The sequence below is a fragment of the Flavobacterium sp. genome (genome assembly GCF_041392005.1).
GTDB lineage: Bacteria > Bacteroidota > Bacteroidia > Flavobacteriales > Flavobacteriaceae > Flavobacterium.
In genome coordinates this window covers 16,332-30,678 of record NZ_JAWKMX010000005.1, presented here as the reverse complement: position 1 = coordinate 30,678, position 14,347 = coordinate 16,332, and the positions used below count along the sequence as shown (strand labels likewise).

At 32.7% G+C, this 14,347-nt stretch carries 13 protein-coding genes and 2 pseudogenes; 4 read left to right on the top strand and 11 right to left on the bottom strand.

Annotated elements, in window-relative coordinates; genetic code table 11:
- The 6 genes and pseudogenes from mraY to mraZ form a co-directional block, all read right to left on the bottom strand.
- A complete protein-coding gene (gene mraY, locus R2808_RS04385) occupies positions 1 to 1,218 on the bottom strand; it encodes a phospho-N-acetylmuramoyl-pentapeptide-transferase (RefSeq protein ID WP_371269742.1) in 1,218 nt (405 codons plus the stop codon).
- A gap of 2 nt (positions 1,219 to 1,220) precedes the next feature.
- Positions 1,221 to 2,652, bottom strand: a pseudogene (locus R2808_RS04380) (UDP-N-acetylmuramoyl-L-alanyl-D-glutamate--2,6-diaminopimelate ligase).
- Between the two features lie 39 nt (positions 2,653 to 2,691).
- Positions 2,692 to 4,677: pseudogene (locus R2808_RS04375) on the bottom strand (penicillin-binding protein); the annotation flags it as partial.
- Between the two features lies 1 nt (position 4,678).
- Positions 4,679 to 5,020, bottom strand: coding sequence for an FtsL-like putative cell division protein (locus R2808_RS04370; RefSeq protein ID WP_371269741.1), 342 nt, complete (start codon positions 5,018 to 5,020; stop codon positions 4,679 to 4,681).
- 3 nt (positions 5,021 to 5,023) lie between these two features.
- Entirely contained in the window at positions 5,024 to 5,932 is a 909-nt protein-coding gene (gene rsmH, locus R2808_RS04365; RefSeq protein WP_371269740.1) for a 16S rRNA (cytosine(1402)-N(4))-methyltransferase RsmH, read from the bottom strand.
- The gene (gene mraZ / locus R2808_RS04360) at positions 5,907 to 6,377 is read right to left on the bottom strand and encodes a division/cell wall cluster transcriptional repressor MraZ (protein ID WP_371269739.1); all 471 of its coding nucleotides are present in this window, start codon (positions 6,375 to 6,377) and stop codon (positions 5,907 to 5,909) included. Before mraZ ends, rsmH begins: the two co-directional genes overlap by 26 nt.
- Positions 6,378 to 6,791: 414 nt before the next feature.
- Between mraZ and R2808_RS04355 the strand changes: the two genes are divergently transcribed.
- Positions 6,792 to 7,547 carry an alpha/beta fold hydrolase gene (locus R2808_RS04355; protein WP_371269738.1) on the top strand — a complete coding sequence of 252 codons (756 nt, stop codon included), beginning with the start codon at positions 6,792 to 6,794 and terminating at the stop codon, positions 7,545 to 7,547.
- A 115-nt stretch (positions 7,548 to 7,662) separates the two neighbouring features.
- Entirely contained in the window at positions 7,663 to 8,280 is a 618-nt protein-coding gene (gene yihA, locus R2808_RS04350; RefSeq protein WP_371269737.1) for a ribosome biogenesis GTP-binding protein YihA/YsxC, read from the top strand.
- 1 nt (position 8,281) lies between these two features.
- On the opposite strand, the gene gldC is transcribed toward yihA, so the two are convergent.
- Positions 8,282 to 8,614, bottom strand: a complete 333-nt coding sequence (gene gldC, locus R2808_RS04345; protein ID WP_371269736.1) for a gliding motility protein GldC — start codon at positions 8,612 to 8,614, stop codon at positions 8,282 to 8,284.
- A complete protein-coding gene (gene gldB / locus R2808_RS04340) occupies positions 8,614 to 9,576 on the bottom strand; it encodes a gliding motility lipoprotein GldB (protein ID WP_371269735.1) in 963 nt (320 codons plus the stop codon). The genes gldC and gldB overlap by 1 nt, the downstream gene beginning before the upstream one ends.
- 126 nt (positions 9,577 to 9,702) lie before the next feature.
- Here gldB and nadE point away from each other — a divergent pair, with 126 nt between their 5' ends.
- A complete protein-coding gene (nadE, locus tag R2808_RS04335; protein WP_371269734.1) occupies positions 9,703 to 10,509 on the top strand; it encodes an NAD(+) synthase in 807 nt (268 codons plus the stop codon).
- A gap of 88 nt (positions 10,510 to 10,597) precedes the next feature.
- On the top strand, positions 10,598 to 11,227 hold the full coding sequence (locus R2808_RS04330) for a LuxR C-terminal-related transcriptional regulator (RefSeq protein WP_371269733.1): 630 nt from the start codon (positions 10,598 to 10,600) through the stop codon (positions 11,225 to 11,227).
- Positions 11,228 to 11,590: 363 nt separating this feature from the next.
- Here R2808_RS04330 and nqrF read toward each other — a convergent pair whose 3' ends face one another.
- The 3 genes from nqrF to R2808_RS04315 are packed head-to-tail and all read right to left on the bottom strand — an operon-like array spanning position 11,591 to position 14,345.
- On the bottom strand, positions 11,591 to 12,904 hold the full coding sequence (gene nqrF, locus R2808_RS04325) for an NADH:ubiquinone reductase (Na(+)-transporting) subunit F (RefSeq protein ID WP_371269732.1): 1,314 nt from the start codon (positions 12,902 to 12,904) through the stop codon (positions 11,591 to 11,593).
- Positions 12,905 to 12,906: 2 nt separating this feature from the next.
- Entirely contained in the window at positions 12,907 to 13,662 is a 756-nt protein-coding gene (gene nqrE / locus R2808_RS04320) for an NADH:ubiquinone reductase (Na(+)-transporting) subunit E (RefSeq protein WP_371269731.1), read from the bottom strand.
- A gap of 11 nt (positions 13,663 to 13,673) precedes the next feature.
- On the bottom strand, positions 13,674 to 14,345 hold the full coding sequence (locus R2808_RS04315; protein ID WP_371269730.1) for an NADH:ubiquinone reductase (Na(+)-transporting) subunit D: 672 nt from the start codon (positions 14,343 to 14,345) through the stop codon (positions 13,674 to 13,676).
- Positions 14,346 to 14,347: the final 2 nt, after the last annotated feature.

Genomic DNA, 14,347 nt, shown 5'->3' with positions numbered 1-14,347 from the left:
TTATCTCAATTTTAAAACTACTAATGATAAAATGGCTAATATTATGGCTACAATCCAGAAACGCGTTACAATTTTACTTTCGTGAAATCCTTTTTTCTGGTAATGATGATGCAAAGGCGACATTAAAAAAATTCGTCTTCCTTCGCCATATTTTTTCTTTGTATATTTAAAATAACTAACTTGTAAAACCACTGATAAATTTTCGGCTAAGAAAATGCCACATAAAACAGGAATTAACAATTCTTTTCTAATAGCAATGGCAATTACGGCTATTATTCCGCCAATGGTTAAACTACCTGTATCGCCCATAAAAACTTGGGCCGGAAAGGTATTGTACCAAAGAAACCCAACTAATGCTCCTACAAATGCCGAAATGAAAACGGTAATTTCTCCAGAATTGGGTATGTACATAATGTTGAGATAATCGGAGAAAATGATATTACCCGACACAAATGCAAAAATTCCTAATGTTAACACCGAAATTGCCGATGTTCCTGCGGCTAAACCATCGATACCATCGGTTAAATTTGCTCCGTTTGAAACGGCTGTAATGATAAATATTACAACCAAAATAAAAACTATCCACGCATACTTTTCGTAACCATCGCCCATAAAGGATAAAACCTCAGCATAATCGAATGTATTATTTTTAAAAAACGGAACCGTTGTTTCGGTTGATTTTACGGCTTCGGTTGTGGTAATTACTTTTCCTGATTGGTTTCGTACAATATCAATATTATTTTTTATGGTAACATTTGGACTAAAATATAAAGCACAACCTACAATTACACCCAAACTTATTTGACCAAAAACTTTAAATCGTCCTTTTAATCCTTCTTTATCTTTTTTGAAAACTTTAATATAATCATCAATAAAACCGATGGTTCCCATCCAAACTGTAGTAACTAATAAAAGGATAACATAGATATTCTCTAATTTAGCAAATAATAACACTGGAATTAAGGTTGCCAGAATTATAATAACACCGCCCATTGTTGGTGTTCCTGCTTTTTGGTTTTGACCTTCTAAACCGAGTTCTCTAACAGTTTCGCCAATTTGTTGTTTGCGTAAATAATTAATTATTTTTTTTCCGTAAACCGTTGCTATAAATAAAGACAATAAAAATGCCATTGCCGAACGGAATGTGATATACTGAAATACTCCCGCACCTGGAAAATCGAACGTTTGGTCTAAATATTGAAAGAGATAGTAGAGCATTTTTACTTATTTAATTGGTTTAACAGTTCTTTTACAATTTTTAAATCGTCGAAATCGGTTCGTATGCCGTTAACTTCTTGATAGGTTTCGTGTCCTTTTCCAGCGATTAGAATAATATCGTTTGCATTTGCCATTTGGCAAGCGGTTTTTATAGCTTGTTTTCTATCTAAAATGGAAAGTGTTTTTTTAAAATTTTGCGGCTCAACACCAACTTCCATCTCGTCGATAATAGTTTGTGGATTTTCCGTTCGAGGATTGTCTGCTGTAAAAATGGCTTTTGTGCTTAATTCGGAAGCAATTTTTGCCATAATTGGTCGTTTTGTTTTATCTCTATCGCCACCACAACCTACAACTGTAATTAATTCTTCGTTTTTAGTACGAATATCATTTAGTGTATGCAATACATTTTCTAAAGCATCGGGCGTATGGGCATAATCGACAACTGCTGTTATTTTTCCTTCGGAAATAAAATATTGAAATCGTCCTGAAACACTTTCTAATTCGGATAACAAACGAAGTGCTTCATTTTTTTCGATTCCTAATTCTACAGCAGTAGCGTAAATTGCTAACAAATTATAAGCATTAAAAGAACCAATTAATTTGGTATAAACTTCGTTATTATTTATTTTGCCATTAAACCTGTAAATTGATTTTCTAATTTTAAATATATAATCGGCATACGATTTGGGTATGCAAGGCATAAGTAATTTCTTTTCGCTGCGGTATTTTGTAATATTATCGTTCCGTTTTTATCGAAACGCTTCAATATTATTACGCAAAAAGCTGACTTTGGCAAATTGTCGAAAAAAACTTTTTTCACGTCGCGGTATTCGGCAAATGTGTTGTGATAGTCTAAATGATCAAAGCGATAACAAAAATTCCACCTTCGAAATAATAAAGTGCTTCGGTACGTTTTTGATGAATACCGTGCGAGGAACTTCCATAAAGCAAAATTACAAAACTATTTCGACCATTTCATTTAAATAATAATTAATAGTTAACGAATCGGGCGTTGTATGCGTTGCTTTGTATTCGGTTTCATCAACCCTAATTTTTACGGTAGAAAGTAATCCTACTTTATAACCTGCTTTTTTAAACATTTGGTACAAAAGCGAAGCAATTGTAGTTTTTCCATTAGTTCCTGTTACGCCAACTAATCGAATATTTTTTGATGGATTGTTGTAATAATTTGCTGCTAAAAAAGCCAATGCTTCATTTGTGTTTTGAACTTTTACATAGGTAACACCGTTTATAATTTTAGTTGGAAATTCTTCGCAAATAACCGCAACAGCCCCTTGATTTACGGCTTTTTCTATAAATCGTGTCCGTTTGAAAGTACCCTTTTTATAGCCACAAAAACATCGTTCAATGCTACTTTTCGAGAATCGAATCAATTTTTGTATTACATTAAACACTGGTACTTCCTTGTATCATTTCATTATGCACTTTATACAATATGTCTTTTAAAACAAACGATAATTCTAAAACTATAATTTGATTTTTACTTATTTTTTCTCCCGAGTTAATAGATTGGGTTTTTACTTTACCCACCCGTTTACTTTTACTTTTAATCCTAAATTTTCTAACAAAGCAATAGCATCCATTACTTGCATACCTTTTAAGATTTGGCACAACATTTTTGCTATTTTCGTGCTTTTATAATAATTTACGTAGTTTTTATCGAGTTTAGAAAGCTTTTGATCCAAATCGGTTATGTGATTAGTAGGCGGCGAATCGGTATAAATTTTTTGTGCAATTCGTTTAAAAACTGGTCCTGCCACATCGGCACCGTAATAACCTGCTTCAACATTAGGTTTATGCACTACTACTATACATGAATATTTTGGTTCGTCGGCTGGAAAATATCCTGTAGCATTACATAATGTGTAATTTGATTTATCATATAATTAGCTTGAGCCGTTCCTGTTGTTTTTCCCGCCATTGAAAAAATTTTAGAATACAACGATTTTCCAGTTCCTCTTTTTATTACATTTTCTAAAATAGCTCGTACTTGTAGTAATGTTTCATCGGTAGCTATTTTGGATTAATAACTTCGGTGTCGTATTTTTAATGTCTGTTCTATCTTTAATTCTTCCTTTTACAAATAAAGGTTTAACCATTACACCATTATTAGCAACGGTATTATACATCGTTAACACTTGCAATGCTGCAGCGAAACACCGTAACCAAAGCCATCCAAGGCAATGTAGTGCCATGCTCAATCTTTTTCACCTGGTTGCGGAATTTTTGGTTTTCCTTCTCCTATTAATTGAAGTCCTAATGGTTTGTTTAAACCATAGCTATCTATTCTGTCTATAAATTGTTTTGGATTGTCTTTATAATTATCGTAAACTGCTTGTACCAAAACTGTATTTGAAGAAAGTTCGAAACCGCGTGCCAACGATATTTTTCCATAGCCTCCTTTTTTAGAATCGCGAACGTACCGCTTCCATACAAAACAACCCGTTGTGCGTGTCGAAAATCAAGTTTTTACTGGTATCTATTTTCATCGTTCACAAAGCAATTAAATCGAGTAATTTAAAGTAGAACCTGGTTCGTGCGATTCGGCCACCGGGTAATTTTGGGTTTCGTAATACGAACCATCATTGGCACGACCTAGGTTAGAAATAGCTTTAATTTCGCCTGTTTTAGTTTCCATAACCACTACACAACCATGATCGGCTTGGTAATATTCGAGTTGTTTTAATAAAGCGTGGTGCGCTATGTCTTGAATATATACATCTATAGTAGAAATAATATCGTAGCCATCTTGTGGTTCTAATTCGTTATTATCACTAATTGGTTTCCATTGGTTTTTAGCTATTTTTTGTCGTTTTTGAAAACCATCTTTTCCATTAATATATTTTCTAAAAGCATATTCTAAACCTTTCCCGTTGAAGGTTCCGTCTTCATTTTCTCGTTCGTAACCAATGGTTCTTTGTGCCACCAAACCAATAGGATGCGAACGTACTGTTTTTTGTTTAACAATTAAACCACCTTTATAAGGTCCGTTTTTAAACAGTGGAAAACTTTTAATTCGCATATAATCGGTATAACTTAATTTTCGTGCAATTAAAAATAACGACTTCTATTGTTTCTTGCTTTCTGCAATTCTTGTTGATAAAAACCCGATGTTTTACCAAACATTTTAGCTAACGAATCTGATAAGGGTTTTATATTTTGATTAAATGTTTCGAGTGTTGGTGCTAAAGCATCGAACCGAATGGTATATTCTGGTATTGATGTTGCAAGTAAGCTTCCATCAGCCGAATAAACATTTCCTTTATTAGCTGGAATAACAAAATCTTGTACGGTGCGTTCTTTTGCTAATTTTCTATAATAATCGCCTTCCACCCATTGAATATTATTCAATTTTATCAATACCAAAGCAGCTATTGTAAAAATTACAAAAGCTGTTATGTACATTCGCAAATTGGTATTTTTTGGGTTTACTGCCATTTTAAAATTGGTCAAAAAAACTTTTTTCTTCTTTTTGTTTTATAATTATTTTAGTAGGCGGAACAGTTGCTGGAAAAATTTCTCGTACCTCCATTTTTTTTGCAATAGTTGATTCCATTTTTAACTTCATTAATTCAGAACGATTATCTACAAATTTTGAACGCAATTCTTTCACTCGATTTGTTAACTCGGTTATTTGATAGTTTTTTGCATCGTACCGATGGTTATTGGCTATCATAATCATACAAAGCACAATTAGAAATACAATAAATTTCCAATTTTTAAAAGCGTCATCACTTACTAAAAACTTAGCTTTTAATAAACTATAAATTCCTTGCTTCATTTTTTATAATTTTTCGGCTACTCTTAACTTTGCGCTTCGAGCTCTGTTATTTGTTGCAATTTCCGCTTCGGTTGGCACAATTAGTTTTTCCACAAACTTAAATGGCACTTCAAACCGTCCAAACATATCGCGTTCGGGTTCGCCGTTGAACATTCCATTGCGCATAAAACGCTTTACTAATCTGTCTTCAAGCGAATGATAGGAAATAACACTTAGCCTTCCGCCTGGTTTTAAAATTTCGTTACATTGTTCTAAAAATTCTTTTAAAACTTCTATTTCTTGGTTAACCTCAATACGAATAGCTTGGTAAATTTGAGCTAAAATTTTGTTGCTTTTATGAGCTGGCAAAAACTTAGCCAACACCTGTTTTAACTGCTCTGTATTTCGAATTTGCTTTTCTTTTCGAGCCGAAACAATAACATTTGCCATAGCTCCACCGTTTTTTAATTCGCCATATTGAAACAACACTCTTTTTAAGTCTTTCTCATCATAATCGTTCACTACATGAAACGCACTTAAACTATCGCGTTTGCTCATTCGCATATCCAATTCGGCATCGAAGCGAGTAGAAAAACCTCTTTCGGCAACATCGAATTGATGTGAAGACACACCTAAATCTGCCAAAACGCCATCAACTTGTTTAATTCCATGAAATCGTAAGAACCTTTTTATATTTCTAAAATTTTCATTTATCAACAAAAAGCGTTCATCGTTAATTGCGTTTTGCAAAGCATCTTCATCTTGATCGAACGCTACCAACTTTCCATTTTCGCCAAGTCGGCTCATTATTTCTTTTGAATGACCACCACCACCAAAGGTAACATCAACATACACACCATTAGGCTTAACATTTAAACCATCTACCGTTTCTTTTAATAAAACAGGATTATGATATTCCATCTTCGTCATCATTAAAATCTCCCATTACTTCTTCGGCTAAATCAGCAAAGTCATCGGTTGCATTTTCAATTGCATTTTCATACAATTCTTTATCCCAAATTTCTACTATATTTATTGCTGAAGACAACACAATTTCTTTTTTAACTTTTGCAAAAACAATCAAGTCTTTCGGAATCAATAAACGACCACTAGCATCTATTTCAACCATTTTAACACCTGCTGTAAATCGTCTAATAAAATCGTCGTTCTTCTTTTTAAATCGATTTAACTTATTGATTTTCTGCATCATTTTATTCCATTCACTCATTGGAAACAACTCCAAACAAGGCTGAAAAACCGAACGTTTTAAAACAAACCCTTCGTTTAAATTGCCTAATTGTTTTTTCAACGCCACAGGTACCATAAGGCGACCTTTAGCATCTACTTTACATTCGTATGTTCCAATTAAAGCGTTCAAAAACTATTTTTTTAAGACTTGTTTACCACAAAAATAAAAATTATTTACCACTTTTTACCACAAAAACCCACTTTGTTAATAAGTTTTTCCATTTTTAAACTGGGTTTTGAACAAAACTTCGTTAAAGCCCTATTTTTATTCTTTTAAAAAAGAAAATGAATACGTTGTAAAAATTAGTTTTTATAAGAATTTGTTGATAACTTTAATATATTGCAATGCTTTTTCCAAAAGATTAGCCTTTAACTCTTTACAGACCTTCTTATTTTGTTAATTAAAAGTCAAAAAAGATTGATTTTAAAAATTAATTAAAATTTACACGTTTAAAAGTTATTATTTAATTTCAAAATTGGCACATACATTAAAATTATGTATGTTTGCTTATATTTCATTTTTGATTTATTTTGAAATAATTTTATGCTAAAAACAGACAAAAAATATACTTACTTTGAAGCTGGCGAAGGAACGCCAATTATAGTTTTACACGGTTTAATGGGCGGTTTAAGTAATTTTGAAGGTGTGGCTACTTTTTTCCCGAAAAACGGATTTAAAGTTGTTATTCCAGAGTTGCCCTTGTACACCCAGAATATTTTAAAAACAAATGTGAAAGATTTTTCAAAATTTGTGAAAGATTTTATTGTTTACAAAGGTTTTGAGAAAGTAGTTCTTTTAGGAAACTCGCTTGGTGGCCATATTTCTTTATATTTTGCAAAAATGTATCCCGAATTTGTAAAAGGTTTGGTAATTACAGGAAGTTCTGGTTTATACGAAAGCGGAATGGGAGAAAGTTACCCTAAGCGTGGCGATTATGAGTACATAAAAAAGAAAAGTGAAGATGTTTTTTATGACCCCAAAGTAGCCACAAAAGAAATAGTTGACGAAGTTTTTGCAACCGTAAACGACCGCATAAAACTATTAAAAACTTTAACTATTGCAAAAAGCGCCATTCGCCACAATATGGCAAAAGATTTACCCAAAATGCAAGTACCAACCTGTATTATTTGGGGTAAAAACGACAAAGTAACACCACCAGAAGTTGCCGAAGAATTTAACAAATTGCTCCCTAATTCCGATTTGTTTTGGATAGACAAATGTGGCCATGCAGCAATGATGGAACACCCAGATGAGTTTAACCAACTTTTGTTTGCTTGGTTGCAAAAAAATAATATTTAAAAGTGTCATTCCGAATTTATTTAGCTGCGCTGAATCTTCGATTTCGGAATTTCTTTTTTATAGAATATAGTGAATTTAGATTCTGAACCAAGTTCAGAATGACAAAATAAGTGAAATGAAAATTACTAGTGCAGAATTTATAATTAGCAATTCGGATGTGAAAAAATGTCCGAATGAGCCTTTGCCCGAATATGCTTTTATTGGCCGTTCAAACGTAGGTAAAAGTTCGCTTATAAATATGCTTACTGGTCAGAAAAAATTAGCCAAAACATCGGCTCGCCCAGGAAAAACACAATTAATTAATCATTTTAAAATTAATCAGAATTGGTATTTAGTAGATTTGCCTGGTTATGGTTACGCTAAAGTTTCGAAAACGACAAAAGCTACTTTTCAAAAATTTATAACCGAATATTTTGAAAAAAGAGAACAACTAGTTTGTGGCTTTGTATTGATAGATATTCGACTTGAAGCTCAAAAAATTGATTTAGAATTTATTACTTATTTAGGCGAAAGTGAAATTCCGTTTTGTATTATTTTTACTAAAGCTGACAAAATAGGTAAAGTAAAAGCACAACAAAATGTTGCCGCTTATCGTAAAAAATTACTTGCTACAGGTTGGGAAGAAATGCCGCAATACTTTATAACATCGTCTTTAAATACTGAAGGAAAAGACGAGTTATTAACATTTATTGACGAAATAAACGAATCCTTTCACTCAAATAAATTGCTTTAAACTAGCTATTTAACTCTAATTTTTCAGCGAAATAATCGCAAAAATCGCGCATAGTAGCACTCATTTTTTCATCGGCAGTTGCTCGTTCAAAAGTATTTGCCATAGCCACAAGTGTTTGATGAAAAAACTGTTTCATTTCGTCAACTGGCATATCTTTTGTCCATAAATCTATACGAAGTGTTTCCTTTTGTTTGTGATCCCAAATAGATAACAACATGGCTTTTGCTTCGGCTGCATTTACGCCTCCGTCTTGTGCAGACCATAACAATTTTTCGGGAACATTATTTTCATCTAATGCTACCGAAATTTTTATATCCGATTTTTTATTTGCCATTATTTTGCAGGTTTGTATTTTGAATTTTCAAATAAAGTTTTAGCGTCTATTGCTAACATTTCGGGCAAAGATACGGCATTATTTTTCATAAAGCTACGCACAATTTGCCAGCCTAACCATTGCCCAACTCTACCTGGCGATTCGTTATCTATTTCTAAGTAAAATTTTGAAAAAGGCGCATCGTTTATAAATCGGAAGTTATTTTTTGGATTAGCATCAAACAACAATTTATTTTCTATAAAATAACTCCACATTTGCGTTTCATTTTCTTGGCACCATTTTAACTGGTTTTCGCTGTATGCAATTTTAGCTTCGTCTGAAAAACCTTGCAACAATACATCTTTTAAGTATAATTGCTTTCCATAGTAAATCATTTGCGAAAGCAAGGTATTATCGTTAGGATAACGAATTTTGTATAGCGAAAAACTTTTAACCAAATCGGGCATCATTTGATCTTCATTAAATTCTATACGCTGATAGCTTGGGAAATCTTCATAAAAGCGATGTTTTTCGCCCAAATAACAATCTAAAGAAAGTAAAGCCAAACTATCTGTATAAATGGCTTTGGCATCTTTATCTACTTCGTTAATTAAAGTAATTACTTTAGGAACAGTTGCTTTAGGAAAATAATATTGAATGCGAGCAAATAAATTGCCTAACTCATTTTCTAATTCGTTATTGTTTGGATATTTTTTTTGAACTTCTTGGTATAATTCACGCAATAGTTTATCGTTAATTTTATTTGTCCAAACAGTATCTTCAACTTGGCTAGGAAACAAATACGGGTATTCCTTTTTTAGTAAAGCCAAGTTTTCGGGTTTAGACTCGTAAAACAGCTTGTCAAACCTTTCAATTGTAACAGCAACAGACTCAACCTTTATCGTTTCAAATTGTTTTTTTGTTTCGGTTTTACACGAAAAAAACAACAGGAATAGTAAAGAAAAATAAACTAATTTCTTCATAAAACAATTGTAAATTTTTATTTTTGGTACGTTTAATAAAAACGACAAAGATACCGTTATAGTATTTAATTGCGAAAAATAAAATGGTACAATTAACACTAAAATTTTAACCTTATATTTTAAGAAATGGCTGTTTCAAAAACATTTAATGCAGAAGAAATAAATAAACACATTGTTAATTGGTTACTAGAATATGCTACAAATGCCAAAGTAAGAGGTTTTGTTGTAGGAATTTCGGGCGGAATAGATAGTGCTTTAACCTCGACCTTATGTGCACAGACTGGATTACCAACCCTTTGCGTTGAAATGCCCATACATCAAGCACAAAGCCATGTTGATAGAGCTAACGAACATATAAACAATTTAAAGAATAAGTTTTCTAATGTTATACAACAGCGAGCAGACTTAACACCTGTTTTCGAATCTTTTAAATCACAAATTCCTACAAGTGATAACATTGCTTTGCTCGATTTAACGCTAGCGAACACTAGAGCTCGATTACGAATGACTACTTTATATTATTTTGCGGGTATTCATCAGTTTTTAGTAGCAGGCACAGGAAACAAAGTTGAAGATTTTGGTGTCGGTTTTTTTACAAAATATGGCGATGGCGGCGTAGATATTAGTCCAATAGCCGATTTAATGAAAAGCGAAGTGAGAGCACTAGCTGCTTATTTAAATATATCGGAAAGTATCTTAAAAGCAAAGCCTACCGATGGTTTATTTGGCGATGATAGAAGCGACGAAGACCAATTAGGCGCTAGTTACGACGAGTTAGAATGGGCTATGTTAGCATATGAAAAGGGAAGTACTATAACTAACTTTTCGGGAAGAGAAGCAGAAGTTTTTGCTATTTTCACTAAATTGAATAAAGCTAATCAACACAAAATGAATCCAATACCAATTTGCATTATTCCTAAAAAGATGAAATAAAACTTGCTTTTTTAGTAATTTTTTATTTACTTTAACCTTGGTATTTTTTAAAAAAACCACCTATCTTTAAAAATATAAAAAAGCTACTATGATTAAAATATGTATAGCTGATAACCAACCTGTGGTGCTTCTAGGAATTATGTCGTATTTTAAGGACAATCCAAAAATAGATGTTCCTTTAAAAGCTACAAGTTTCGAAGAGTTGAATATACTTTTAAACACTCACAAAGCTGACATTATTATATTAGATTTAGAACTTTCTGGAGTATTGAGTATAAAAGACATTAAAAAATTAGTTGCTCAAAACCCAGATTCTAAAATAATTTTATATACTACCGTTCCCGAAAAAATGTATGCTTCAAACGCTATTAAAGCGGGTGTTTATGCTTATGTGGAAAAAACAACTTCGCTACACGAATTAGAAAGAATAATTGTTAAGGTAAATAATGGCGAAAAAGTATATAGCGAAGAAGTAAAGAAAAAAATTGACCTTTTAAGTAAAGGAAATAAAACCGATAGGTTGCATAAAAAGCTATCGACTCGAGAAATTGAAGTTTTACGCTACTTAAATGATGGTAAGAAAAATAAAGAAATTGCTCAAATTTTAGGTTTAGACGAAAAAACAATTAGTACCTACAAACTTCGTTTATTAGCAAAACTTAGCGTAAGCAATTTAATTGATTTACTTGCTAAAGCTAAAACACTCGATATTATTTAACGTGAGTTCGATATAACTTTACTTAATTTTTAAAAGTGTATTTCTCATTTTCAGTACTTTACACTTTATTTGTCTTTTTATTATTCATTTTCTTTGCTTGTCCAAAGAAAACGAATCAAAAGAAAGGACACTTTTACGAGGAATTTTTAATCTCTGATTAAAACCGTTTGAAAAACTTTGCGTCGCTTTGCTCCTGTTTTTCAAAGCTTTTTCAAACTATTCTGCGTAAAAGCTATGCAATGCTACGCATTGCTTTATAATATTTTTTGTATCGAACTCACGTTATTTAATATAAACTTATAAAATTACGTTATAAAAAAAGTTCCACAAATGTGGAACTTTTTTATGTTTGTATTTGAGTTATTATCCCCCAAAGTCGTCGAAACGAACATTTTCTTTAGGAACACCCCAATCGTCGCACATTTTAACAACGGCATTATTCATCATAGGTGGGCCACAGAAATAAAATTCGATATCTTCTGGTGCTTCGTGATGTTTTAAATAGTTATCTATAACTACATTATGGATAAAACCTACAAAACCATCTCCTTCTCCATTAATTCCATCTTTTACTTTCCAGTTGTCTTCTGGTAATGGTTCAGATAATGCTATGTAAAATTTAAAGTTAGGAAAATCTTTCTCTAAAGCTCTAAAATGATCTACATAAAACAATTCTCTTTTAGAACGACCTCCGTACCAATACGTAACTTTTCTTCCTGTTTTAACTGTACGGAACAAATGATACAAATGCGAACGCATAGGTGCCATACCTGCTCCACCGCCTATGTATAACATTTCTGCATCTGATTCATTAATAAAGAACTCTCCATAAGGTCCAGAAACTGTTACAGGATCGCCTGCTTTACGAGAAAAAATATACGACGATGCAACACCTGGGTTTACTTTCATCCATCCGTTAGCAGCTCTATCCCATGGTGGGGTAGCCACACGAACGTTTAGCATAATTTTACGACCTTCTGCAGGGTACGAAGCCATTGAGTAAGCTCTTTCTACAGTTTCGTTATTTTTCATAACTAATGGCCATAAATTAAATTTATCCCATTCTACTTTAAATTTTTCAGGTTCTCCTGGATGCTCTACCGGGTGAGCTGTAATGTCGATATCAGTATATTTAATTTCGCAAGGCGGAATTTCAATTTGAATATAACCTCCTGGCTCGTAGTGCATATCTTCTGGTAATTCTACTATAAACTCTTTAATAAAAGAGGCTACGTTGTAGTTTGAATATACTTTGGCTTCAAATTTCTTAATACCAAAAACTTCTTCTGGTACTTCAATTTTCATATCGCCTTTTACCTTTACTTGGCAACCTAATCGCCAACCTTCGGCTAACTCTTTACGGCTAAAATGAGGTGTTTCGGTTGGTAGTGCTTCTCCACCTCCTTCTAATACTTTACATTTACATTGGATACAAGTTCCACCACCACCGCAGGCCGATGGTAAGAAAATTTTTGCACTTCCTAATGTAGAAAGCAATGAGTTTCCTGAACCAACTTCTATTTCTTCTTCTCCGTTAATTTTAATAGTAACTGGACCAGATGGGACTAATTTTGCTTTTGCAAACAAAATAACAGCTACTAAAATTAACAGTAATACTAAAAATGCTATTACGGTTGTTGATATTAATCCCGTAGTACTAACTTCTAATGCTATCATAATTAATTTTGTGCTATTACCGTTACTGAATCTTTTACTACTTCAACAGCTGTAGAATCTATAGTTTGTTCAATAATTGATTCTTTTTCAATTACTGGTGCTACATTTTCTACAACATCTTTTTTAGCGGGCGTTTCATCGCCTCCTGTTAACATACCACCGAAAGACATAAACCCAATGGCCATTAATCCGGTTAATATAAATGTCATACCTAAACCTCTAAAAGCTGGCGGAACATTAGAATAACGAATTTTTTCGCGAATAGCACCAATGGCTAGGATTGCTAAAAACCAACCAATACCCGAACCTACACCGTAAACTGTAGCTTCTGTAATATTAGCGAACTCTTTTTGCTGCATAAACAATGAGCCTCCTAAAATGGCACAGTTTACAGCAATTAATGGTAAGAAAATACCTAATGAGTTGTATAATGCTGGTGCAAATTTCTCAACAATCATTTCTACTAGCTGAACCATTGTTGCAATAGTTGCTATAAATAAAATGAAAGTTAAGAAACTTAAATCGTAATCTGCATATTCTTCTCCTAACCATACTAATGCTCCTGGTCGAAGTATGTATTGGTCTAACAAATAGTTTAATGGTACCGTTACTAACATAACGAAAATTACCGCTGCTCCTAAACCAACTGCCGTTGATACTTTTTTAGAAACTGCTAAGTAAGAACACATTCCTAAGAATGTGGCGAATACCATATTATCAATAAAAATTGATTTTAAAAATAATTGTAATAATTCCATTTCTTAGTGTGTTATTCTTCGATTAAACTTTTATTTCTTGAACGTTGAAAACCAATAATTAATCCTAATGTAATTAACGCCATTGGTGCCAATAACATAAAGCCATTGTTTTCGTATCCTATAGCATACAATCCTGTTTTTTCAACTGGATCGCCAAATACAGGAAAACCAAATAATTTACCTGAACCTAATAATTCGCGGAAAAAACCAACAATTACTAATATTAAACCATATCCTGCTGCGTTACCAATTCCGTCTAAAAACGATTTCCAAGGTGTGTTACCAAGTGCAAATGCTTCGAAACGCCCCATAATAATACAGTTAGTAATGATTAACCCGATAAATACTGATAATTTCTTAGCCAAATCGGGCACATAGGCTTTTAGTGTTAAATCTACTATAATTACCAATGCAGCTACTACAACTAATTGTACAATAATACGAATAGAACCTGGAATAATATTTCGCATTAACGAGATAACAACGTTACCCATTGCTAATACAAACATTACCGATAATGCCATAATTACCGAGGCTTTTAACTCGGCAGTAATTGCTAAAGCAGAACAAATACCTAATACTTGTACAGTAATAGGGTTGTTATCCCATAGTGGATCTTTAACAAGTTCTTGATTCTTTTTTGAGAACAATGGCTCTTTTTCTGATGTTTTATTTTCTGCCATAG